The 21321-nt window shown below is 67.2% G+C and carries 20 protein-coding genes and 1 pseudogene; 15 read left to right on the plus strand and 6 right to left on the minus strand.

Going from position 1 to position 21321, the window contains the following annotated elements; genetic code table 11:
- Positions 1 to 32 precede the first annotated feature (32 nt).
- The 10 genes from Q0R27_RS05245 to Q0R27_RS05290 all read left to right on the plus strand — a co-directional run bounded on the left by Q0R27_RS05245 (position 33) and on the right by Q0R27_RS05290 (position 10131).
- Complete coding sequence (locus Q0R27_RS05245; RefSeq protein ID WP_293941804.1) at positions 33 to 1025, plus strand: endonuclease/exonuclease/phosphatase family protein; 993 nt, start codon at positions 33 to 35, stop codon at positions 1023 to 1025.
- Between the two features lie 180 nt (positions 1026 to 1205).
- Positions 1206 to 2219, plus strand: a complete 1014-nt coding sequence (gene aroF / locus Q0R27_RS05250; RefSeq protein ID WP_293941807.1) for a 3-deoxy-7-phosphoheptulonate synthase — start codon at positions 1206 to 1208, stop codon at positions 2217 to 2219.
- A gap of 14 nt (positions 2220 to 2233) precedes the next feature.
- Positions 2234 to 3805, plus strand: coding sequence for a chorismate-binding protein (locus Q0R27_RS05255; protein WP_293941809.1), 1572 nt, complete (start codon positions 2234 to 2236; stop codon positions 3803 to 3805).
- Positions 3802 to 4410, plus strand: coding sequence for an aminodeoxychorismate/anthranilate synthase component II (locus Q0R27_RS05260; RefSeq protein WP_293941811.1), 609 nt, complete (start codon positions 3802 to 3804; stop codon positions 4408 to 4410). The genes Q0R27_RS05255 and Q0R27_RS05260 overlap by 4 nt, the downstream gene beginning before the upstream one ends.
- Complete coding sequence (trpD, locus tag Q0R27_RS05265) at positions 4410 to 5453, plus strand: anthranilate phosphoribosyltransferase (RefSeq protein ID WP_293941815.1); 1044 nt, start codon at positions 4410 to 4412, stop codon at positions 5451 to 5453. Before Q0R27_RS05260 ends, trpD begins: the two co-directional genes overlap by 1 nt.
- Positions 5446 to 6807 (plus strand): bifunctional indole-3-glycerol-phosphate synthase TrpC/phosphoribosylanthranilate isomerase TrpF, encoded by a 1362-nt coding sequence (gene trpCF / locus Q0R27_RS05270; RefSeq protein ID WP_293941818.1) that lies wholly within the window; start codon positions 5446 to 5448, stop codon positions 6805 to 6807. Before trpD ends, trpCF begins: the two co-directional genes overlap by 8 nt.
- A 1-nt stretch (position 6808) precedes the next feature.
- On the plus strand, positions 6809 to 7972 hold the full coding sequence (trpB, locus tag Q0R27_RS05275) for a tryptophan synthase subunit beta (protein ID WP_293941821.1): 1164 nt from the start codon (positions 6809 to 6811) through the stop codon (positions 7970 to 7972).
- Positions 7969 to 8760: a tryptophan synthase subunit alpha gene (gene trpA / locus Q0R27_RS05280; protein ID WP_293941824.1), complete on the plus strand. Its 792-nt coding sequence runs from the start codon at positions 7969 to 7971 to the stop codon at positions 8758 to 8760. The genes trpB and trpA overlap by 4 nt, the downstream gene beginning before the upstream one ends.
- 45 nt (positions 8761 to 8805) lie before the next feature.
- Positions 8806 to 9549, plus strand: coding sequence for an energy transducer TonB (locus Q0R27_RS05285; protein ID WP_293941827.1), 744 nt, complete (start codon positions 8806 to 8808; stop codon positions 9547 to 9549).
- Positions 9550 to 9606: 57 nt separating this feature from the next.
- Positions 9607 to 10131 (plus strand): hypothetical protein, encoded by a 525-nt coding sequence (locus Q0R27_RS05290; RefSeq protein WP_293941830.1) that lies wholly within the window; start codon positions 9607 to 9609, stop codon positions 10129 to 10131.
- Positions 10132 to 10171: 40 nt separating this feature from the next.
- Here Q0R27_RS05290 and Q0R27_RS05295 read toward each other — a convergent pair.
- The 6 genes and pseudogenes from Q0R27_RS05295 to Q0R27_RS05320 all read right to left on the minus strand — a co-directional run.
- Positions 10172 to 10759, minus strand: a pseudogene (locus Q0R27_RS05295) (SPFH domain-containing protein); the annotation flags it as partial.
- 24 nt (positions 10760 to 10783) lie between these two features.
- The gene (locus Q0R27_RS05300) at positions 10784 to 11077 is read right to left on the minus strand and encodes a hypothetical protein (RefSeq protein WP_293941833.1); all 294 of its coding nucleotides are present in this window, start codon (positions 11075 to 11077) and stop codon (positions 10784 to 10786) included.
- 73 nt (positions 11078 to 11150) lie between these two features.
- Positions 11151 to 11756, minus strand: coding sequence for a DUF3761 domain-containing protein (locus tag Q0R27_RS05305; protein WP_293941836.1), 606 nt, complete (start codon positions 11754 to 11756; stop codon positions 11151 to 11153).
- Positions 11757 to 11944: 188 nt separating this feature from the next.
- Positions 11945 to 12643, minus strand: coding sequence for a 50S ribosomal protein L1 (gene rplA, locus Q0R27_RS05310; protein WP_293941839.1), 699 nt, complete (start codon positions 12641 to 12643; stop codon positions 11945 to 11947).
- A gap of 4 nt (positions 12644 to 12647) precedes the next feature.
- Positions 12648 to 13079 (minus strand): 50S ribosomal protein L11, encoded by a 432-nt coding sequence (gene rplK / locus Q0R27_RS05315; protein ID WP_293941841.1) that lies wholly within the window; start codon positions 13077 to 13079, stop codon positions 12648 to 12650.
- 145 nt (positions 13080 to 13224) lie between these two features.
- Entirely contained in the window at positions 13225 to 14745 is a 1521-nt protein-coding gene (locus Q0R27_RS05320) for an ATP-binding protein (RefSeq protein ID WP_293941844.1), read from the minus strand.
- Positions 14746 to 14848: 103 nt separating this feature from the next.
- Between Q0R27_RS05320 and Q0R27_RS05325 the strand changes: the two genes are divergently transcribed.
- From Q0R27_RS05325 to Q0R27_RS05345, 5 genes are all read left to right on the plus strand, one after another.
- Positions 14849 to 15343 (plus strand): DUF2231 domain-containing protein, encoded by a 495-nt coding sequence (locus tag Q0R27_RS05325; RefSeq protein ID WP_293941847.1) that lies wholly within the window; start codon positions 14849 to 14851, stop codon positions 15341 to 15343.
- Positions 15340 to 16707, plus strand: a complete 1368-nt coding sequence (locus Q0R27_RS05330; RefSeq protein ID WP_293941850.1) for a sorbosone dehydrogenase family protein — start codon at positions 15340 to 15342, stop codon at positions 16705 to 16707. Before Q0R27_RS05325 ends, Q0R27_RS05330 begins: the two co-directional genes overlap by 4 nt.
- Before the next feature lie 75 nt (positions 16708 to 16782).
- Positions 16783 to 18141, plus strand: coding sequence for an Nramp family divalent metal transporter (locus tag Q0R27_RS05335; RefSeq protein ID WP_293941853.1), 1359 nt, complete (start codon positions 16783 to 16785; stop codon positions 18139 to 18141).
- A 167-nt stretch (positions 18142 to 18308) separates the two neighbouring features.
- On the plus strand, positions 18309 to 20099 hold the full coding sequence (locus tag Q0R27_RS05340; protein WP_293941856.1) for a DEAD/DEAH box helicase: 1791 nt from the start codon (positions 18309 to 18311) through the stop codon (positions 20097 to 20099).
- Positions 20100 to 20111: 12 nt separating this feature from the next.
- Positions 20112 to 21302: an NAD(P)/FAD-dependent oxidoreductase gene (locus Q0R27_RS05345; RefSeq protein WP_293941859.1), complete on the plus strand. Its 1191-nt coding sequence runs from the start codon at positions 20112 to 20114 to the stop codon at positions 21300 to 21302.
- Positions 21303 to 21321 lie beyond the last annotated feature (19 nt).

A 21321-nucleotide genomic window follows, 5' to 3' on the forward strand; every position in this document is an offset into this window, starting at 1 on the left:
AATGCGGCGACGCACTAACCGAGAGAAGAGATATGCTGTTTCCAATGATGGTTGCCACGGTGATCGCCAGCTCGTCGCCATCAGCGCCGCCGCCCGCGCTTACAAACCTCTCGGTCCTATCCTATAATATTCACGGGGTGCCGTGGCCGATCGCGATGCACCGGCCTCACGCGCTTCGCCAGATTGGGCAAGCCCTCGCCGAGATGCGGCTTGAAGGAAAACAGCCGAACGTCGTCGTGTTGCAGGAAGCGTTCACGCGCCGCGCCAAGCGTATGGTCAGTCTCGGCGACTATCACTACGTCGTTGCCGGTCCCTCCCGCCACGACCGGTTCGGGCCGCCCGAAGATCCCGAACAACGCCTTTTTTCCTCCCGCGACCGCGCCAGCAAGGGCGAGCATGTCGGCAAGATCGAGGACAGCGGACTGCTCGTCATGTCCGACTATCCGATCATTGCGGTCAAGCGCATGCCTTACCCGCGCTTCGCTTGCGCAGGGTTCGATTGCCTGGCGAACAAGGGAATGCTCCTCGTCCAGGTCCAGATGCCCGGCATCGCTCAGCCGGTCGTCATCGTGGACACGCACATGAACTCGCGCGGTGCATCGGGAGTAGCCGACGTCCGGTCCGATCGCGCCTACGACTGGCAAGTGCAAAGCCTTCGCCAGTTCGTCCGAGACAATATTCCGAGTGACGCACCAGCGATCGTCGCTGGCGACTTCAACATCGGCAGTGTGCCACACCGGCTGGCCGCTGTAACCGCGGATGGCGGAATCATGCCCGGCGGCGTCGACGCCGTTCGCCAGGCGATCAATGGCACGGCGGCGAATCCGGATACCGCGAACACTGCCGCAATAGCGCGGCACGGCAAGGATTGGATGTTCGGGCGCAGCGGCTCGCGCACCGAACTGAGCCTGCAGTCCGTCACCGTCCCCTTCGGCCTCGGCGCTGACGGGCACATGCTGTCCGACCATATGGGATACATCGCTCATTATCGCGTCGAGCCCCGGCCCGGGCAAGGAACCCCTTGACAATCGGGACCCCCTCCCGCCATTTAAGTCACATGTCGACCAATCTCTTCAGCATCCGCAATTGGTGGCGCTTCTCGCAACGATGGCGGTCGCGCGGTTGATTCTCGTCTTTTGACGATGTCCCCGGGTCCGCGTTTCGCGGGCCTTTTTTTTCGCCTTTTGTTGCCAGGAATTTTCAAGATGATCATCGTGATGAAGCCCAATGTCCCCGACGACGCCGTGACCGAGCTGCTTGCCCGGATCGAGGCGAAGGGCCTGAAGCCGCTTCACATGCCCGGCAGCGAGCGCGTCGTGCTCGGCGCGCTCGGCGACGAGCGGGTGCTGGCCGACCTCGCGCTCGAGAACCATCCCTATGTCGAATCGGTCAAACCGATCCTCGCTCCCTACAAGCTGGTCAGCCGCGAGCTTCACCCGCACGACACGATCGTTTCAATTGGCGACGTCAGCATCGGCGGCAGCCGCTTTGCGCTCATCGCCGGGCCGTGCGCGGTCGAGAACGAAACCCAGCTGCTCGCATCAGCCAAGGCGGCCAAGGCCGGCGGCGCGCGGATCCTGCGCGGCGGGGCGTTCAAGCCGCGCACCTCGCCCTACTCGTTTCAGGGGCACGGCGGCGGAGCGCTCGAACTGCTCGCCGAGGTCGGCCGCGAAGTCGGCATGCCGGTGGTCACCGAAGTGCTCGAAAGCGGCGATGTCGAACTGGTCGCTCGCCACGCCGACGCGCTCCAGGTCGGTGCGCGCAACATGCAGAATTTCGCGCTGCTGAAAGCGATCGGCCAGACCCGCACTCCGGTCATCCTCAAGCGCGGCATGGCGGCCAAGGTCGAGGATTTGCTCCTCGCCGCCGAATATATCCTCGCCGAGGGCAACGACCAGGTCGTGCTGTGCGAGCGCGGCATCTGCACCTTCGAAACCGCGACCCGCAACACGCTCGACCTTGCCGCCGTGCCGTTGCTCAAGGCGAAGAGCCACTTGCCGGTGATCGTCGATCCGTCGCACGGCACCGGCATCCGCAGCCTCGTTACGCCGATGGCGCTGGCGGGTGCGGCGGCGGGAGCCGACGGCCTGATGGTCGAGGTCCATTACGACCCCGCCGTCGCGCTGTCCGACGGCGCACAGTCGCTCTACCCGGCGCAGATGGAGGCGCTCGGCAAGCAGCTGGCGCAACTCCTGCCGGTCGTCGGCCGCACCCTGTGACACCAGCGCGGCCTGTGACGAAGCTGGGGGCGGGGCAGGCGGCAAGCCTCGTCCGGCGGCTCGCCGGGCCGGTCGACGCGTTCGCGCTCCACGCCGCGCTTGCCGGCGACGGCCACGGCACCCCGCCGCTGTTCATCCAGCGCACCGGTGGCCCGGCGTTGATCGTCGAGGCGGAGGCGGTTCGCGCGGTGTGCAACGGCCAGCAGGTGGTGCTCGACGCGCTCACCGAAAACGGCCGCGTGGCGCTCGCCAACCTCGCGGTGACGCTCGCCGGTCATATCGTCGAACAGGCTCCCGACCGCCTCGTCGCCCGCTTCGAGCGTTGCGAAGCCCCTGAGGAATTTGACCGCGCCCACGCCACCACCCCATTCGACGTCCTGCGCGCGCTCGCCTTCGGCCACGCGCCGATCGACCGCGACGAGCCGTTCGCGCTCGCCGCCGCCGGGGTCATCGGCTTCGACCATGTCGACCTGTTCGAACTGCTCCCTCCTGCCCCTGAAGGCGACTTTCCCGACTATGTCTTCCTGCTCGCCGAAAGCCTGATCGTGGTCGAGCCGACCGGCGCCGGCCGCCTCGTCTGCGCCGCGTTCGGCAGTGACGATCCCGACACCGCCCACCGCCAGCTCAGCCTCGCTCAGGAGCGGTTGGCGCGACTCTCCGCGCGGGTCGACTTCGCCCGTGAGATCGGCACCCCGCCGCCCGCCGCCGTGGTGCCGAGCGATGTCCCCGTCACCACCGACCTCGATGACACCCAATATGCCGCGGTGGTCGCCCGGCTGAAGGAGCGCGTCGCCGCAGGCGACATCTTCCAGGTCGTCCCGTCGCGCGCCTTCCGCACCGCGTGCCCCGACCCCCAGGCGGTGTTCGCCCGCCTCGGCGCGGCCGATCCCAGCCGCTATCTGTTTTTCGTCGAGACCGGCTTCGGCACGCTGTTCGGCGCCTCGCCCGAAACCGCGGTCGCGGTCCGCCGCGTTGGCGACGAGAAGGTCGTCATCGTCTCGCCGATCGCCGGCACCCGCCCGCGCGGCGGCACGATCGACGAGGACGACCGAATGGAGGCCGACCTGCGCCTCGACCAAAAGGAGGTCGCCGAGCATATGATGCTGGTCGATCTGGCGCGCAACGACGTCGCCCGGGTCGCCGAGCCCGGTACCCGCCGGGTTGCCAGCCTGCTTTCGGTCGAGCGGTTCGCCCGGGTCATGCACCTCGTCAGCCGGGTCGAAGGTCGGCTCGAGCCCGACCGCGACGCGATCGACGCGCTGATCGCGTGCGGCACGTGCGGGACACTCAGCGGGGCACCCAAGCTGCGCGCGCTCGAACTGATCCGCGAGGCCGAGAGCAGCGCGCGGGGACCCTATGGCGGCGCGGTCGGCTGGATCGCCAGCGACGGCAGCATGGACACCAGCATCGTCATTCGATCGGCGCTGGTCCGCGACGGCATCGCCGAGGTCCGCGCCGGGGCTGGCGTGGTCCACGACAGCGACCCTGCCGCCGAAGCCGCCGAGACCCGCCACAAAGCAAGTGCGATCCTGTCTGCGATCCGCGGCGAACTGCCTAAATTGGTCGTCGCAAAGGTTGCGATATGAAAATCTTGCTGATCGACAATCGGGACAGTTTCACCTTCAACCTGGCCGACGCCTGCGCCCGGCTCGGTGCCTATGTGAAGGTCGTCCGCAACAATATCCCGGCCGGGGCGGCGCTTGCCCGGGCGACACGCGAGGGCATGACCCTATTGTTGTCCCCCGGCCCCGGCCACCCGCGCGACGCCGGCTGCTGCATGGAGCTGATCGCGCTCGCCAAGGGGCGCGTCCCGCTGATCGGCGTCTGCCTCGGTCACCAGGCGATGGTGCTCGAAGCCGGCGGTACGGTCGACCGCGCGCCGACCATCGTCCACGGCAAGACCTCGCCACTCGACCATGACGGCAGCGGCCCGTTCGCGGGCCTCCCGAGCCCGCTCGCGGTTGGCCGCTATCATTCGCTGTGCACCCCGAACCCGCCCGCCAACTTCACCGTTCACGGCAGCATCGACGGCATGGCGATGGCGATCAGCGATGCCGCCGCGATGCAGGTCGGTCTCCAGTTCCATCCCGAATCGATCCTTACTCCGCTCGGCGACCGCCTGCTTGGCAATATCCTGAGCTGGACCGAGGCCTTGCGTTCGCCCGCCCTTTCCCCGACCGAGGCCGCCTGATGACCGCGCTCCTGCCTGTCGCCGATCTCGGCCCGGTCCCCAACCCGCTGCCCAAGCTGCTGTCGGGCGAGGACTTGCCCACCGATGATGCGCGGCACCTGTTCGAACGTCTCGTGCTCGGCAAGCTCGAGCCCGCCGAGATCGCCGCGATCCTCGTCGCGCTGCGGATGAAGGGCGAGACGGTCGAGGAGATGATCGGCGCCGCCCGTGCGCTTGCCGCCGCCGCCCTCCCGTTCGATTGCCCCGACTATCTCTACGCCGACTGCTGCGGCACCGGGGGTGACGGGTCGGGGATCATCAACGTCTCGACCGCCGCCGCCTTCGCCGCCGCCGCCTGCGGGCTGCCCGTCGCCAAGCATGGCAATCGCTCGGTCAGCTCGAAGTGCGGCTCGGCCGACGTGCTCGAAGCGCTCGGCGCGACGATCGAGGTCGGACCCGACACCGCCCGCGCCAACCTCGACCAGACCGGCTTCTGTTTCCTCTATGCCCCGCTCTATCACCCGGGCATGAGGCACGCCGCGCTCGTCCGCCGCCAACTGCAGGTGCGCACCGTGATGAACCTGCTCGGACCCTGCGTGAACCCCGCTCGACCGCCAGTCCAGCTGCTCGGGGTTGCCGATCCGCGCCTGCTCCGCCGCATCGCCCAGACGCTCGATGCGATGGGGGTCCGCGAGGCATTGGTCGTTCACGGCTCGGGCCTCGACGAGGTCGCGCTTCACGGCGAAACCCGCGCCATCCGCCTGTCCCACGGCGAACTCACCGAGGTGGAAATCACCCCTGAGGATGCGGGCCTGGAACGCGCCCCGGTGAAGTCGGTCACGGGCGGCGACGCGACCGAAAACGCCGCTCGCCTGCGCGCCTTGCTGGCCGGGCAGGGCGAGCGCGCCGAGCACGACATCGTCGCGCTCAACGCCGGCGCGCTGCTGATGACCGCGGGCAAGGCGAGCGACCTGCGCGATGGCGTGGGGCAGGCGCTCGAGGCACTGCGATCAGGTGCCGCCGGACGCGTTCTCGAAGCTTTTGTGGAGGCAAGCCGTGGCTGATGTGCTGTCAGAAATTATTGCCGCCAAGCGGATCGACGTCGCCAACCGCTTCGGCGAGACCAGCGCCGATACTCTGCGCGAAAATGTCGTGCCGACAACGCGCAGCCTGCGCGCGGCGCTGTCGCAACCCGGCGCCCGCTTCATCATGGAGGTCAAGCGTGCCTCGCCTTCGGGCCACCGTAGCGCGGTTGAGCCTGCCGACGCCGCGCGCGCTTACGCCGGTGTCGCCGACGCGGTATCGGTCCTCACCGACGCGCCTTATTTCCACGGCTCGCTCAACGACCTGCGCGCCGTCCGCGCGAACTTCGACGGACCGATCCTGGCGAAGGATTTCGTCGTTGATCCGCGCCAGCTGATCGAGGCCCGCGCCGCCGGCGCCGACGCCGCGCTGGCAATGCTGTCGGTCCTGACCGACGCCGAAGCGGCCGAAGTCTATGCCGAGGCCAAACGCCTCGCGATGGACGTCATCACCGAAGTCCATGACGAGGACGAACTTGCCCGCGCCACCGCGCTCGGTGCCGACATCATCGGCATCAATAACCGCGACTTGAAGACCCTCGCCACCGACCTCGCCGTGACCGAACGCCTCGCCCCGCTCGCCCCGCGACAAGCGCTGCTCATCGCCGAATCCGGCATCGCCACCCGCGCCGACGTCAATCGCCTCGCCCCCTACGTCGACGCCTTCCTCGTCGGCTCGTCGCTGATGGCCGCCCCCGACGTTCGCGAAGCGGCCCGTGCACTGGTCTTCGGCCGCGTCAAGATCTGCGGCCTCGCCCGCCCCGAGGACATCGCGCTCGCTGCCGAGCTCGGCGCGACCCACGCCGGCTTCATCTTCGCTCCCGGCACACCACGCGCGGTCACCCCGGTCGAGGCCCGCGCGCTCGTCGCCCAGGCCCGCGCCGCCGGCCTCGCTCCGGTCGGCGTGTTCCGCAACGCCGATCCCGAGGACGTCGCCGAGATCGCTGCGTCGCTCAACCTTGCCGCGGTCCAGCTCCACGGCAACGCCAATTACGCGACCATCGCCGGCATCCGCCGCGACTTTGCCGGCGAGGTCTGGGCGGTCAGCCGCGACGGCGCCGAGCCGGTGTGCGACGCCGCCGACCGCACCGTGTTCGACAGCGGCGATGGTGGGACCGGGCAGACCTTCGACTGGTCGCTGCTCGACGGCCGCCGCGATCTCGCCACCGGCTTCCTCGCCGGCGGGATCACCCCCGCCAACGCCGCTGTCGCCGCCCGCGTCGGCGCCTTCGGGCTCGATCTCTCCTCGGGCGTCGAAGCCCAACCCCGGTTCAAGGATCCCGCCAAGATGACCGCCTTGTTCGCCGCCCTCCGCCCGTCCAGCAGGAACAACTAAGATGTATCACTCAGGCCGCTTCGGCCGCTTCGGCGGTGCCTTCGTTCCAGAAATCCTCGTTCCCGCGCTCGAACAGCTCGAAGCCGCCTTCCTTGAAGCGCAGGTTGACCCCGAGTTCAACGCCGAGCTCCAGAACCTGCTCACCACCTATGCCGGCCGCCCGACCCCGCTGACCAGGTGCCGCAACCTGGGCTCGGAGCGCACGCGCATCTACCTGAAGCGCGAAGACCTGCTCCACGGCGGCGCGCACAAGACCAACCAGGTGCTCGCCCAGGGCCTGCTCGCCAAGCGCATGGGCAAGACCCGCCTCATTGCCGAAACCGGCGCCGGCCAGCACGGCGTCGCGACCGCGCTCGCCGGCGCGCTGTTCGGGCTCGACACCAAGATCTACATGGGCGCGCACGATGTCGCGCGCCAATCGCTCAATGTGTTCCGGATGGAGCTGATGGGCGCCGAGGTCATTCCCGTCACTTCGGGCAGCCAGACGTTGAAGGACGCGGTCAACGAGGCGCTGCGCGACTGGACCGCCAGCTTCGCCGATACCCACTACATCCTTGGCACCGTCGCTGGCCCGCACCCGTTCCCGCTGATGGTCCGCGAGTATCAGCGCGTAATGGGCAAGGAAGCCCGTGAGCAGATCCTCGAGGTCGAAGGCCGCTTGCCCGACGCGGTCATCGCGTGTGTCGGCGGCGGGTCGAACGCAATCGGCATCTTCACCGACTTCATCGCCGACGAGGGGGTCGAGCTGATCGGGGTCGAACCCGCCGGCAAGGGCCTGAGCGGCCACGAACATGGCGCGACCATCCTGCGCGGATCGCCCGGAATCCTCCACGGCGCCTCGACCCTTCTGCTTCAGGACGGGGACGGCCAGGTCACCGAAAGCTGGTCGATTTCGGCCGGGCTCGATTACCCCGGCGTCGGCCCCGAACATGCGTATCTCAAGGATATCGGCCGCGCCCGTTATGTCGGCTGCGAGGACCAGGCCGCACTCGATGCGTTTGTCCTGCTCGCGCGCAAGGAAGGGATCGTGTGCGCGTTCGAGAGCGCTCATGCGCTCAGCTACGCGCTGGAGCTGGCCAAGGCGGACGAGGACAAGATCCTGCTCGTCAACCTGTCGGGGCGCGGCGACAAGGATATGGCGCAGGCGCGGGAGCTGTTGAAGTGAGCCGATACGACGAGATGTTCCAGCGCCTTGCACAACGCAATGAAGTCGCGTTCGGGGCCTTCCTGATGCTTGGCGACCCCGATCCCGTGACCAGCGCCGCCCACCTCGACGCCTGCGCCTTGGGCGGCGCCGACATGATCGAGGTCGGCATCCCGTTCAGTGACCCGATCGCCGACGGCCCGGTGATCCAGGCCGCCTCGGTTCGCGCGTTGGCCAACGGCGCCAAGGTCGACGACGCCTTCGCCCGGATCGCCGAACTGCGCGCGAAACACCCCGCCATCCCGATCGGCATCCTGACCTACGCCAACCTGCTGATGGCGCGCGGCGAGGCGAAGTTCATGGCCGATGCCAAGGCGGCGGGCGCGGACTCGATCCTCGTCGCCGACGTGCCGAGCCTTGAGGCGGCACCCTATTCCGCACTCGCCAAGGCCGCCGACATCGACCTCGTCATGGTCGCCGCGACCAATACCCCTGCGCCAGCACTGGCGAAGATCGCCGCGCTGTCGTCGGGTTATACCTATTGCGTCGCCCGCGCCGGCGTGACCGGTACCCGCGATGAGCTCACCCTCGACCACGCCGACCTGTTCGCCAGCCTCGCCGCGGCGGGCGCGCCGCCGCCAGTCCTCGGCTTCGGCATCTCGACCCCCGACCACGTCCGCTCAGCCGTCGCCGCGGGCGTTGCCGGCGTGATCAGCGGCTCGGCTATCGTCAAGCTCGTCCCCGAACCCGACGCCACCGCGAAGATCGAGACCTTTGTGCGTGCAATGAAGGCGGCGACGGTGCGCTGACCATCGTTACGCAACCGCACGGAGCGGCCCGGCGTTAGCGCCTGCGTGTATACCGGAGACCTCACGACCCGCGACCGCGCCGCCCCGGTGCTCGCCGTCATCGCCGTTCATGCCGCGCTCGGCTTCATGCTGCTCGGCATGTCGGGCCACCTGACCCCCTCGGCGGTCGAGCAGGCGCTCAAAATCTTCGACGTCCGCGAGGTCCCCCCGCCGCCCGAAATCCCGCCACCAACGCCGAAGCCAGACAAGCGGACCGCGCCGGCCGCTGCCAAGCCGAAGGCCGCCGCACCCCCCGCGAAGAAGGCCACGGCGACCCCGATCGTGTTGCCCCCGCCAAAGCTCGTCATCCCCGTTCCCACCCCGATCGCAGTCGCGCCCAAACCGGGGCAGGGCACCGCTGCGTCGCAGGGCGCCGCCACCGCCGGCGCCGGCTCGGGCGCTAGCGGGGTCGGCAACGGCACTGGTGGCGGCGGCAATGGCGACGGCACCGGCGGCAGCGGCGACGGCGGCACCGGGACCCACCCGCGCCCGCTGTTCCGCCCGCTCAACCCGCGCAGCTTCCCGCAGGCCCTGGTCGAGCCCCTCCCGCCCGGCGCGCGTGTGCTGATCATCTTCACCGTCCAGTTGAACGGCAGCATCTCCGACTGCTCGGTGCGCCAGCCGAGCGGCAGCCCGGCACTCGACGCGCTGGTCTGCCAGTTCGCGACCCAGCGCTTCCGCTACGACCCCGCCCGCCGCGGTAACGGCACAGCCTATGTGGCCAAGGCGGCCTACATGCAGGTCTTCTAGCCTGGGCCCGAAAAAAGGCGTACGTGATTTGACCATCCGACCAAGGGAGGATGGATCATGAACAGGTTTATCTCGATCAGCGGCGCCTTCGCGCTGGGGCTTGTAGCCGTCCCGGCTCACCCGTCGCCGGCGTCGCCGGCGCTCATTACCGGCGCGCTCGGCGCCGCGCCCGCCGCGGTGGCGCGCGGCGCGACGGTGATCAGCGGCGACGGGAAGGTGCTGCGCAAGGGCGGCAACGGCTGGACCTGCATGCCCGACAATCCAGCCACCCCGGGGCCCGATCCGATGTGCTTCGACAAGGTCGGGCTTGCCTGGGCAATGGCCTGGATGGGTCACAAGACCCCTCCCGGCGCGACCGGCATGGCCTACATGCTCAAGGGCGGCACGGACGCGAGCAACCTTGATCCCTTCGCCACGAAGCCGACCCGCGGCTGGATCAAGACGGGCCCACATGTCATGATCCTCAGTGCCGACGCGGCGCGCGCGTCAGGCTATCCCGCTGGGGCCAACCCCGACACGTCGAAGCCCTATGTGATGTTCGCTGGCACCCCCTACGCCCACATCATGATGCCCACGAAATGAAACCTGGCCCTCCCGCCCCCGGGCGGGAGGGGCGGTTTCGTCACTTTGCGTCGATGAACGGCATCGGGCCGCTGCCGGTGTAGGTCGGCAGGCGCCCGTCCCACTTTTCGACGGCACGCATCTTGACGATCTCGGGGTTGGTGCGGATCGCCTCGGCTTCGACCTGGATCGATTCGGCGTCGCCCTTCGCCTTGGCCATGCGTGCGTCGGCGTTGGCCTTGGCGGTGGCGACATTGGCCTGCGCCGCGAGCGCGGCCTGTTCGTTGGCGATCTTGGCGTTGATCTGGTCGAGTACCTGCTGCGGAACCGCGATATTGCCGGCCCAGTAAAGCTGCTCGACCTGCAGGCCGACCGGCCCGAAGAATTTCTGCACTTCCTTGAGCGCCGTGTTGACCAGCTCAGCCTTGTGGCTGCCGTAAATCTCCTCGACGCCCAGTTGCGAGGCGCGCTCGACGATCGCGTTGCGGATCGAATTGCGCAAGGGACCGGCGATGATCTGGTCCATGTCGGTGCGGTAACGCTGAAACAGGATCGAGGCTTTGGTCGGATCGACATGGTAGCTCACCGCGACATCGGCGCTGAGCGACAGGCCGTTCTTGTCCTGGAAGTTGAAGCTTTCGTCGACCTCGTTCTGCTCGGTCTTCGAGCGGGTCTAGGTATAGGTCCGCGTAAATACCGGATACTCATAGATGTGCGTGCCCGGGGGTGCGAAATACCAGCCTACGCCGAGCGAATCGGGCGACACGCCGCCAACGATATTGTTGACGCGGATGCCGACATTGCCGGGGAGCACGCGCGCGAAACTGCTCATCCAGATGACGATCAGCGCGATGACGACCGGCACGATCCACTTGGCCTTGCCAAGCCGGATGTGGCGGCCGTTCAATGCCGAGCCGAACTTGTAGGCCGGCGACGTTTCGTTTGGTGGTGTCGCCGAGTAGCTCATTTATTTCCCCTCCCGCTTTACAAAAAAAGGGGCCAGAGCGCGTTGCTCCGGCCCCCCTGTAGTCAAGTCCGTGTCAGGCCCACTTGGCCACGCCGCCGTGGCGCGAGCACGAGCCGGTGCGCTGCTTCGAGTGGCTGTAGAAACCGTCCTTGCAGCGCGCGAGGGCGCCGGCCGGGTTCTTGTCGTCGGCGGCAGGCGCGGCAGCCTTGGGCGCCGGCTTGGCCACCGCGACCGGCTTGGCAACGGCAACGGTTCTGGAGGCAGTGGCGGTCTTGCACACGGTCTTGGTGGCATTGCCCGCCTTGGCGCAGTCATAGTTGCGCGTGGTGGTCGCGGTAGTGACTTGCTTGACGACCAGCTTTGCCGGGGTCGCGGCGGTCTGGCACGCGGCCTTGTTCTTGTTGCCGCCGAGGCGGCAATCATAGTTGCGTTCGGTCTTGGTGACGGTCTTGGTGACGGTCTTGGTCGCGACCTTGGCCGGAGCAGCGGGCTTGGCAGCGGCCTTGGCGGCCACCATCGGCTTGGCGGCGACCTTGGGTGCCGCTTTCGCAGCGGTCTTGCACTCGGCCTTGGTGGCGTTGCCGGCCTTGGTGCAGTCATAGTTGCGGGCGCTGGCCGGCGTCGCGGCGAGGCCGGCGGCGCCCAACGTCATCATGGCGGCTAGAAACAAGCGGTTCATCGACACTCTCCCTCGAACGCGAGGCGCAGTTGATTCGGCACGGCGCGTCAACACCCCATCTAAAGCGACAGGCGGGGCGATTATCTCGCGGATTGCGACCCGGAGCAATGGCGCTTTTGGGGAATGAAAAGGGGCCGGAGAATTGCTTCCCCGGCCCCGATTTTTCCGTTCGCGAGAAGGTGCGCTACTTATGCGCCCATCATCTCGGACGTGTCGACCTTGACGCCTGGGCCCATCGTCGAGCTGAGCGCGACCTTCTGGAGGTACTTGCCCTTGGCGCCGCTCGGCTTGGCCTTGACGATCGCGTCGACGAAGGCGTCGAAGTTCGCCTTGAGGTCGGCCGCGGGGAAGCTCGCCTTGCCGATCCCGGCATGGATGATCCCGGCCTTTTCGACGCGGAACTCGACCTGGCCCGACTTGGCGTCGGTGACTGCCTTCTTGACGTCCATCGTGACCGTACCGAGCTTCGGGTTCGGCATCAGGCCCTTCGGTCCGAGCACTTTACCCAGACGCCCGACGACACCCATCATGTCGGGGGTCGCGATGACTCGATCGAAATCGATCTTGCCGCCCTGGATCGCTTCCATCAGATCCTCGGCACCGACCACTTCGGCGCCTGCCGCGGTGGCTTCGTCGGCCTTGGCGCCGCGCGCGAACACCGCCACGCGGACGTCCTTGCCGGTACCCTTGGGCAGGTTGACGACGCCGCGCACCATCTGGTCGGCGTGACGCGGGTCGACGCCCAGGTTGATCGCGACTTCGAGCGTCTCATCGAACTTGGTCGACGCCAGGCTCTTGAGCAGGCCGATGGCATCATCGACATTGTACAGCTTCATCGGCTCGACCTTGCCGTCGAGGCTCTTCTGCTTCTTGGTGATCTTGGTCATGCGATTAACCCTCCACGACCTGGAGGCCCATCGCGCGAGCGGAGCCTTCGATGATCTTCGTTGCCGCCTCGATATCGTTGGCGTTCAAATCCTTCATCTTCTGCTCGGCGATTGCCGCTACAGCCGATCGTTTGATGGTGCCCGCCGAAATTTTGCCCGGCTCCTTCGAGCCCGACTTCAGCTTGGCCGCCTTCTTGAGCAGGAAGCTCGCTGGCGGGGTCTTGGTAGCAAACGAAAAGCTGCGATCGGCGAAGACGGTGATGACCGTCGGGATCGGCATGCCCTTTTCGAGTTCCTGCGTCGCGGCGTTGAACGCCTTGCAGAATTCCATGATGTTCACGCCGCGTTGGCCAAGCGCCGGGCCGATCGGCGGCGACGGGTTGGCGGCGCCGGCTGGCACCTGCAGCTTGATATAACCGGTAATCTTCTTCGCCATCTTGCTCACTCTGTAGGGGGGCAAGCACGACGCCAGCCCCGGTCAAGTTTAGCGGTTCAAGCGGACGGCCCTAAGGTCATCCTCCCGCGGCATGTTTCCCAGATTATCTGGAAGGGGGCGCCCATAGCTGACGGACGCCCGGCGATCAAGTGGACGGAGGCTGGGGCCCGTCTTGGTCAACCGGCAGACGGATTACGAAGCAGGCGCCATCGGGATCGCCGCGCTCGCCCCAGATCGCGCCGCCATGCGCCTCGACGATCGTCCGGCACAACGGCAGCCCGAGCCCCAATCCGACGTCGGTGGTCGACCAGAACGGCTCGAACAATTCCTCAGGCGACCGGTCGGTGAAACCCGGCCCGCTGTCACCCAGCCGGATCAATACCACATCGGGCCGAGCCGTCACGTCGATCCTGATCGACCGGGCCTCGGTCGTTGCCATCGCCCGCACCGAATTGCTGTAAAGATTGATCAGCACCTGCTCGATCTGGATCCGGTCGCACATTATCGGTGGCAACCCGTTCGGGCAGACGAATTCGAACGTCAGCCCGTCGGACGCTTCGTCATCAAGAAAGTCGGCAATCGTCGCGGAGATCATCTCTTTCAGATCCTCCGACGTCTTGGTCACTCTCCCGGATGCGGTGAATTCGCGCATGCTGCGGATAATCCGCCCCGCGCGTAGGCAGCTCTCGTTGGCGCTTTTCAACAATTGCTGAAGCCGCTGTTTTTCCGGGTCGGATGATCGCTTCAGATGCTCGTTTGCCGCGGCAATATAATTGGCGGCTGCGCCGATCGGCTGGTTCAATTCATGCGCCAGAGTCGACGCGAGCGCTCCCATCGCGCTCAATCGTGAAACTCGGAGGAGGTTATCCTGCGCCCTCCGAGCCTCATATTCAGCCAGTTTCCGTTCGCTGACGTCGTGGAAAAAGGCGGCGACCTGAGTCGGCGAGTGGCGGTAGGCGCGAATTTCCAACCACCGGCCGAGTGCCTCGATATGCGCCTCGAAAAGTTCGGCAACCCCGCTTTCGAGAACCCGTGCGAATGCCTTGAGGAGCTGCTCACCGGCCACGCCAGCGACTTGCACCAGGCTCGTCCCGGGGGCTTTGACAGGCGGAAGGCCGGTCAAGAACGACCACTGTTTATTGGCTTTGACGATCGTTCCGTCGACCGCAATGCCAGTCGCGTCGTAGACCACCGAGCCGATCGCGAACCCGTCCTGCATTTTGTCGAACAGGCTTTGCCAATCCGTTTCGGCAACGCGCAATCGGTCCTCGATCATGACTTGGCCGGTGATGTCGACATTCGTCCCGAACCAGCGGACGATCTGGCCGGAAGCGTCGCGCACCGGGACAATGCTGGTCACGAACAGGCGAAAAATGCCGTCGCGGCCTTTCAGGGGGAAGGTAATCTCGACCGGCTTGCCGTCCGCGAGGGCCTGTTTCCAAACCGCCGTGATCTGCTCGATCTCTTCGGGGTGGCGGGTTGTCGTCCACCCCCAGCCACGCTGGTCGTCGATCGTCGTGCCGGTATATTCGTACCAACGGCGATTGAACCAGAAGATGAAGCCGTCGGCGTACGCGATCCACGCCGGATGGGGCAGGTTATCGGCCAGCGCCTGGAGCTCGGCGCCGGCTACGCCGAAGTAGATGTCGTCTTGGTCCGGGGCCATCCCAGCAGACTAGGCGCGTCGCGGCATCCTGCCTAGCGCGCGGGTCGGAGCGGAACAGCAACGGAGGCTGGATCGTATTGCCTCCGGTGCAAGGAGTGTGTCGATGGCCGAATATGTCGAGGAACAACCCGCTTTGGTCGAGAAGCACAGGGTTCGCAGTACGCCAAACGCTAAGCGGCCGAGTGTTGCCGGCGGACTTCATCGCTTCCTCGGCGGCTTCCCGACCGCCTTTTTCACGCTCGCGCTGATCACCGACTGGCAATATGTGCAGACCGCCAACCTGATGTGGCAATATTTTTCGATCTGGCTGATCGCCGCCGCGCTCGTCACCGGAGGGCTCGCGGTCCTCGCCGGAATCGCCGACTGGGCGACCGGCGGTGCGCGCGGCCGGCGCGGCTTCGGCTGGCATTTCGGCCTGACCATCCTCGCGCTGCTGCTCGGCCTCCTTAACGCCCTGGTCCACAGCCGCGATGGCTGGACCGCGGTGGTGCCCGAGGGGATCCTGCTCAGCCTCGTGGTCGTCATCCTGCTCTACGCCGGTGGCTTCATCGCTGCGATGACCGACCGCCGAGCATCTGCTTCGGAGTATGCCGCATGAACCGCGCCGCGCTGCTCCTCGCGACCTCGCTCCTTGTCACCTTGTCCGCCTGCAGCGACCCCGCCTTCGATGAGAATTCGCAGGTCGGCCCGAACCCGGCACTGCCCGATCCCAAGCAGTTCCTGCTGCCCCCAATCAACGTCGCCGCCGGCATCGGATGGAAGAAGGGCGAGACTCCGGTCGTCGCCGCCGGCCTCACGATCAAGGCGCTCGCCACCGGTCTTGCCCACCCGCGCTTCGTCTATGTCCTGCCCAACGGCGACATCCTCGCGGTCCAGGCCAAGGGCCCGCCGCCGGAGCCGGTCAAGCGCCCCAAGGATCCGATAACCTCGGTCATCAAGAAAGCCGCGACCAGCTACCCCGGCGGGGTCAAGGCCGCCAGCCGCATCACCCTCATCCGCGACGCCAACGGCGACGGCGTGCCCGAACTCGTCACGACCCTGATCGACAAGCTGACCTCGCCGTTCGGCGTCGCGTGGATCGACAATACTCTCTACGTCGCCAACACCGATGCGGTCGTCGCCTACCCCTACATGCTCGGTCAGACCACTCCGATCACCGTTCCGGCCAAGACGCTCACCCCGCTCCCCGGCGGCCCGATCAACCACCACTGGACGAAAAGCCTCGTCCTCTCGCCCGACGGGCAGCGGCTCTACGCCACCGTCGGCTCCAATTCGAACATCGTAGAGAACGGCTTCGAGGCGGAGCATAATCGCGCCGCAGTGTTGGAAATCGACCGCGCCTCGGGCCGTTCGCGGGTGTTCGCGACCGGCCTGCGCAATCCTAACAGCCCGGTGTTCTACCCCGGCACCAACGATCTCTACGTAGTAGTGAACGAGCGCGACGAGATCGGCGCGCACTTGGTCCCCGACTATCTCACCCGGGTCCGGGACGGCGGCTTCTATGGCTGGCCCTACAGCTATTACGGCCAGCATGAAGACCCGCGCATCGCCCCGCAGGACCGCCGCCCCGACCTCGTCGCCAAGGCGATCAAGCCCGACTATGCGCTAGGCAGCCACGTCGCCGCATTGGGCCTGACCTTTTACAGCGGCGCGCTATTCCCTCAGTATAAGGGCGGCGCGTTCATCGGCGAACATGGCAGCTGGGACCGCTACTCGCCGTCGGGCTACAAGGTCGCTTTTGTGCCGTTCGTGAACGGCCGCCCGTCGGGCATGGCGCAGGACGTCGTCACCGGCTTCCGCGACGCCGAACGCGGCAAAAGCCGCGGCCGCCCGGTCGGGGTCGCTGTCGACAAGTATGGCGCGCTGCTGATCGCGGACGATGTCGGCAACACCGTGTGGCGGGTGACCCCGGCCCGAATGTCCGCGGCCGCCGCGCCATCCCCCGCCGTGCCGCTTCGCTGAGCAGGTCGCGTCAAATACGGAAACCCTGCCGTCGTCGCTTGTGGTAACGAGGGGCCAGTGACAGGAGAATAGTGCATGCCGCCACCCCCCGAGGTCGCGATCGACCCGGCGGGGCAGGCGGACCCGCCCGTGAAATCCCGCCGCCGCCGCTCGCTCGGCCGAAGCCATCGCTCGGTTCTCGTCCCCGCCGGCGCCGGCAATTTCTGGCGCAAGCTGTGGGCCTTCGCCGGGCCGGGATATCTCATCGCGGTCGGCTACATGGACCCCGGCAACTGGGCGACCGATCTCGCCGGCGGCTCTGCCTATGGCTATGCGCTGCTGTCGGTCATCCTCTTTGCCAGTATCCTCGCGATGGTCCTGCAGGCGCTGGCCGCGAAGCTTGGCATCGCGACCGGAATGGACCTCGCCCAGGCTTGCCGTGAGACCTATTCGCGCCCGGTCAATCTCGCGCTATGGGCGTTGTGCGAGCTCGCCATCATCGCCTGCGACCTCGCCGAAGTCCTCGGCACCGCGATTGCGCTTAAGCTCTTGTTCGGCTTGCCCCTCGCGACCGGCGTGCTTCTTACCGGGCTAGATGTATTCCTCATCCTCGCCCTCCAGAATTTCGGCTTCCGCAAGCTCGAGGCGTTCGTCATCGTGCTGCTGGTCGTCGTCGGCGGCTGCCTGGCGGTCGAGCTGGCGCTGTCACAGCCGGCATGGGGCAGGGTGCTCGCCGGCTTCGTGCCGACCACCCGCATCGTCACCGACCCGGCAATGCTTTACCTCGCGATCGGCATCGTCGGCGCGACGGTCATGCCCCACAACCTCTACCTCCACTCGTCGATCGTCCAGACCCGCCGCTTCGACCGCACCGACGAGGGCCGCCGCGAAGCGGTCCGCCTCGCGACCATCGACAGCTCGCTCGCGCTCACCCTCGCGCTGTTCGTCAACGCCGCCATTCTGATCCTCGCCGCCTCGACCTTCCACGTCGCCGGCCGCACCGACATCGCCGACCTGTCGAGCGCCTATCATCTGCTTTCGCCGATGCTAGGTGCCAGCGCCGCGAGTGTGCTGTTTGCCGCCGCCCTGCTCGCCGCCGGCCAGAACTCGACCGTCACCGGCACGCTCGCCGGTCAGATCGTCGCCGAGGGATTCCTCGACCTCAAGCTCCCCGCCTGGGCGCGTCGCTCGATCACCCGCGGCCTCGCCATCATCCCCGCGATCACCGTCATCCTGATTGCCGGCGAGGCGAGCGCGATGCAATTGCTCATCGCCAGCCAGGTTGTTCTCAGCTTCCAGTTGCCGTTCGCGGTCGTCCCGCTGGTCCGCATGACAAGCAACGCCACATTGATGGGCCCGCTCGTCAATTCGCGCGCGCTTACAATCGTGGCGTGGACGATCTCGCTCACGCTGATTGCGCTCAACGCGACCCTGTTGATCAGCTTTATTTTGTGACGGTTGACTCCCAATCCGATTGCCGATGGCGATTCCCGATGAAACCGGCTAGGGGCTCGAACTCGCGCCACCTTTGCCCGAGACGTGCAGCGTGCGAATTCGTCGCCCGCCCGGCAGCCAACTTCATCGCGCCCTCTTTTTAGCGGGCGGCAACAGCATCGAGATCTATGCCTTTCCCAACGCTCCCCCCGCTCATTGCCGAAGCCCTCGTCGAACAGGGCTATGCCGACCCCACCCCGGTCCAGGCGGCGGTGCTCGAGGATGAGGCGCGCGGCCGCGACCTGATCGTCTCGGCGCAGACCGGATCGGGCAAGACGGTCGCGTTCGGGCTCGCCATGGCCGATCGGTTGCTCGAGGTCGGCGGCAATAATGGCGGGGCGGGCGCTCCGCTCGCGCTCGTGATCGCCCCGACGCGCGAGCTCGCGCTGCAGGTCAGCCGCGAACTGACATGGCTGTTCGCCAAGGCCGGCGGGCGCGTCACGACCTGCGTTGGCGGGATGAATGCCTCGCTCGAGCGGCGCGCGCTGGCGCAGGGCTCGCACATCGTCGTCGGCACTCCGGGGCGCCTGCGCGACCATCTCGAACGCGGCGCGCTCGACCTGTCGGCGCTACAATATGTCGTGCTCGACGAGGCCGACGAGATGCTCGACATGGGCTTCCGCGAAGATCTTGAGGAGATCCTCGACGCGACCCCGGCCGAGCGCAAGACTTTGCTGTTCTCGGCGACCATGCCCAAACCGATCGTCGCGCTTGCCCGCCGCTATCAGAAGGACGCGGTGCGCATCTCGACCGTCGGCGACGACCGCGGGCATGGTGACATATCGTACCAGATGGTCGCCGTCTCACCTGCCGACATCGAACATGCGGTGATCAACCTGCTGCGGTTTTACGAGGCCGAAACGGCGATGCTGTTCTGCGCCACGCGCGACAATGTCCGCCACCTCCACGCCGCGCTCGTCGAGCGCGGCTTCGCTGCCGTCGCTTTATCGGGCGAGCACAGCCAGAACGAGCGCAACCACGCGCTGCAGGCGTTGCGCGATGGCCGCGCGCGGGTGTGCGTCGCGACCGACGTCGCCGCGCGCGGGATCGATGTCGCCTCGCTCAGCCTCGTCATCCACGTCGAGGTGCCGCGCGACGCCGAAGTGCTGCAGCATCGCTCGGGACGAACCGGCCGCGCCGGCAAGAAGGGCACCGCCGTCCTGATTGTGCCCTATCCGCGCCGCCGCCGGGTCGAGGGGATGCTTCGCCAGGCGCGGGTCGCCGCCGAGTGGGTGCCGGTGCCGAGCGCCGACGCGATCCGCGAACGCGACCGCGAGCGCTTCCTCGCCACGCTCACCGCTCCGGCCGAGGCGAGCGGCGAGGACCGCGCGCTGGCAGCGCAACTGGTCGACCAGATGAGCGCGACCGATCTAGCACTGGCGCTGATCCAGTCGCGCAAGAGCCAGATGCCCGAGCCCGAGGAACTGATCGACCTGTCGGCCCGCGCCGCGCCGTCGGGACCGGTCGGGGCGACCGGAAGTCGGGGCGGCCAGGACGACGCGCCGCGCGACCGCGCCGACTTCGACGATGCGATCTGGTATCGGATGGACATCGGCCGCCGCCACAATGCCGACCCGCGCTGGATCCTGCCCTTGCTGTGCCGCCGCGGCCACGTCTCGCGCAACCAGATCGGGGCGATCCGCATTGCCCCCAACGAGACCTATTTCCAGCTCGTCCGCACCGCCGAGGCCAAGTTCCGCGACGCTGTTCGCCGCACCGCCAACCCGGGTAGCGAGGATGAGTCGGGGATCACCATCGAGCCCTCGCCAAGCGCGCCGCCGGCAATGGGAGGGCCGCGCAAAGGTCCCTCGCACAACAATCGCGGCGAGGCCCAGCCGCCTTATTCGCCGCTGGCTGGCCCGAGTGCCGCCAAGCCGCCGTACCCCAAGCCCCGCAAGAAGCCCGCGCACCAGCGATGAACCCGGTTTAGGATGAACGGGGCCTATGACGCGCCAGCCTATGACGGGATCGTGCTGGGCGGCGGCGCGGCGGGGTTGATGTGCGCCGCGATCGCCGGGCAGCGCGGGCGGCGGGTGCTGGTGATCGATCACGCCGACGAGCCGGGCAAGAAGATCCTCATTTCGGGCGGTGGCCGCTGCAACTTCACCAACCTGTCGACCGCGCCCGATCGCTTCCTCTCCGCCAACCCGCACTTCGCCCGCTCGGCGCTGAGCCGCTACTCGCCGCAGGATTTCCTTGGATTGGTCGAGCGTCACGGCATCGCCTGGCATGAAAAAACGCTTGGACAATTATTCTGCGATGGTTCGGCGCGGCAGGTCGTCGCCATGTTGCTCGACGAATGCGCGGCGGGTTCGGTAGAGGTCCGTTGCGGAGCCCCGATTACCGCGGTCGATCACGCCGATGCGACTTACCGGGTCACCTGCGGCGGGCGAACCGTCACCGCACCCGCGCTGGTCGTGGCGACCGGCGGCCCGTCGATCCCGAAGATGGGCGCCTCGGGGTTCGCCTACGACCTCGCCCGCAAATTCGGCCTGAAGGTCGTCGAGCCACGCCCGGCCTTGGTCCCGCTGACGCTCAGCGGCGAAGACCTGCTGTTCCGCACCCTGTCGGGCGTCGCCGCCGATGTCGTCGCGCGCTGCGACGGCGCGGCGTTTCGCGAAGCCGCGCTGTTCACCCACCGCGGGCTGTCCGGCCCGGCGATCCTGCAAGTCTCATCCTACTGGCACCACGGCCGGTCGATCGGCGTGGATTTCCTCCCGACTCACGGCCCGGGCTGGCTGCTCGACGCCAAGCGAAACGCACCCAGATCGACCGTTCGCCGCGCTTTGGGACAGGCGATCCCCGATCGCCTCGCGGCAACGCTTTGCGATCGAATCGCGCTTGACGGCGACCTCGCCAACATCCCCGACCGCGCGCTGTCGGCGGCTGAGGCGCGCCTCGCCGACTGGCGCTTCACGCCCAACGGCAGCGAGGGTTATGCCAAGGCCGAGGTCACCGCCGGCGGCATCGCGACGGCAGGGCTGTCATCTAAAACGATGGCCGCGACGACCGTCCCGGGGCTCTACGCGATCGGCGAAGCGGTCGACGTCACCGGTTGGCTCGGCGGCTATAATTTCCATTGGGCCTGGGCGAGCGGCTGGGCGGCAGGCCAGGCGTTATAGCACGACCGGTCACGCTACG

The organism is Sphingomonas sp., from assembly GCF_025362505.1.
Lineage (GTDB): Bacteria > Pseudomonadota > Alphaproteobacteria > Sphingomonadales > Sphingomonadaceae > Sphingomicrobium.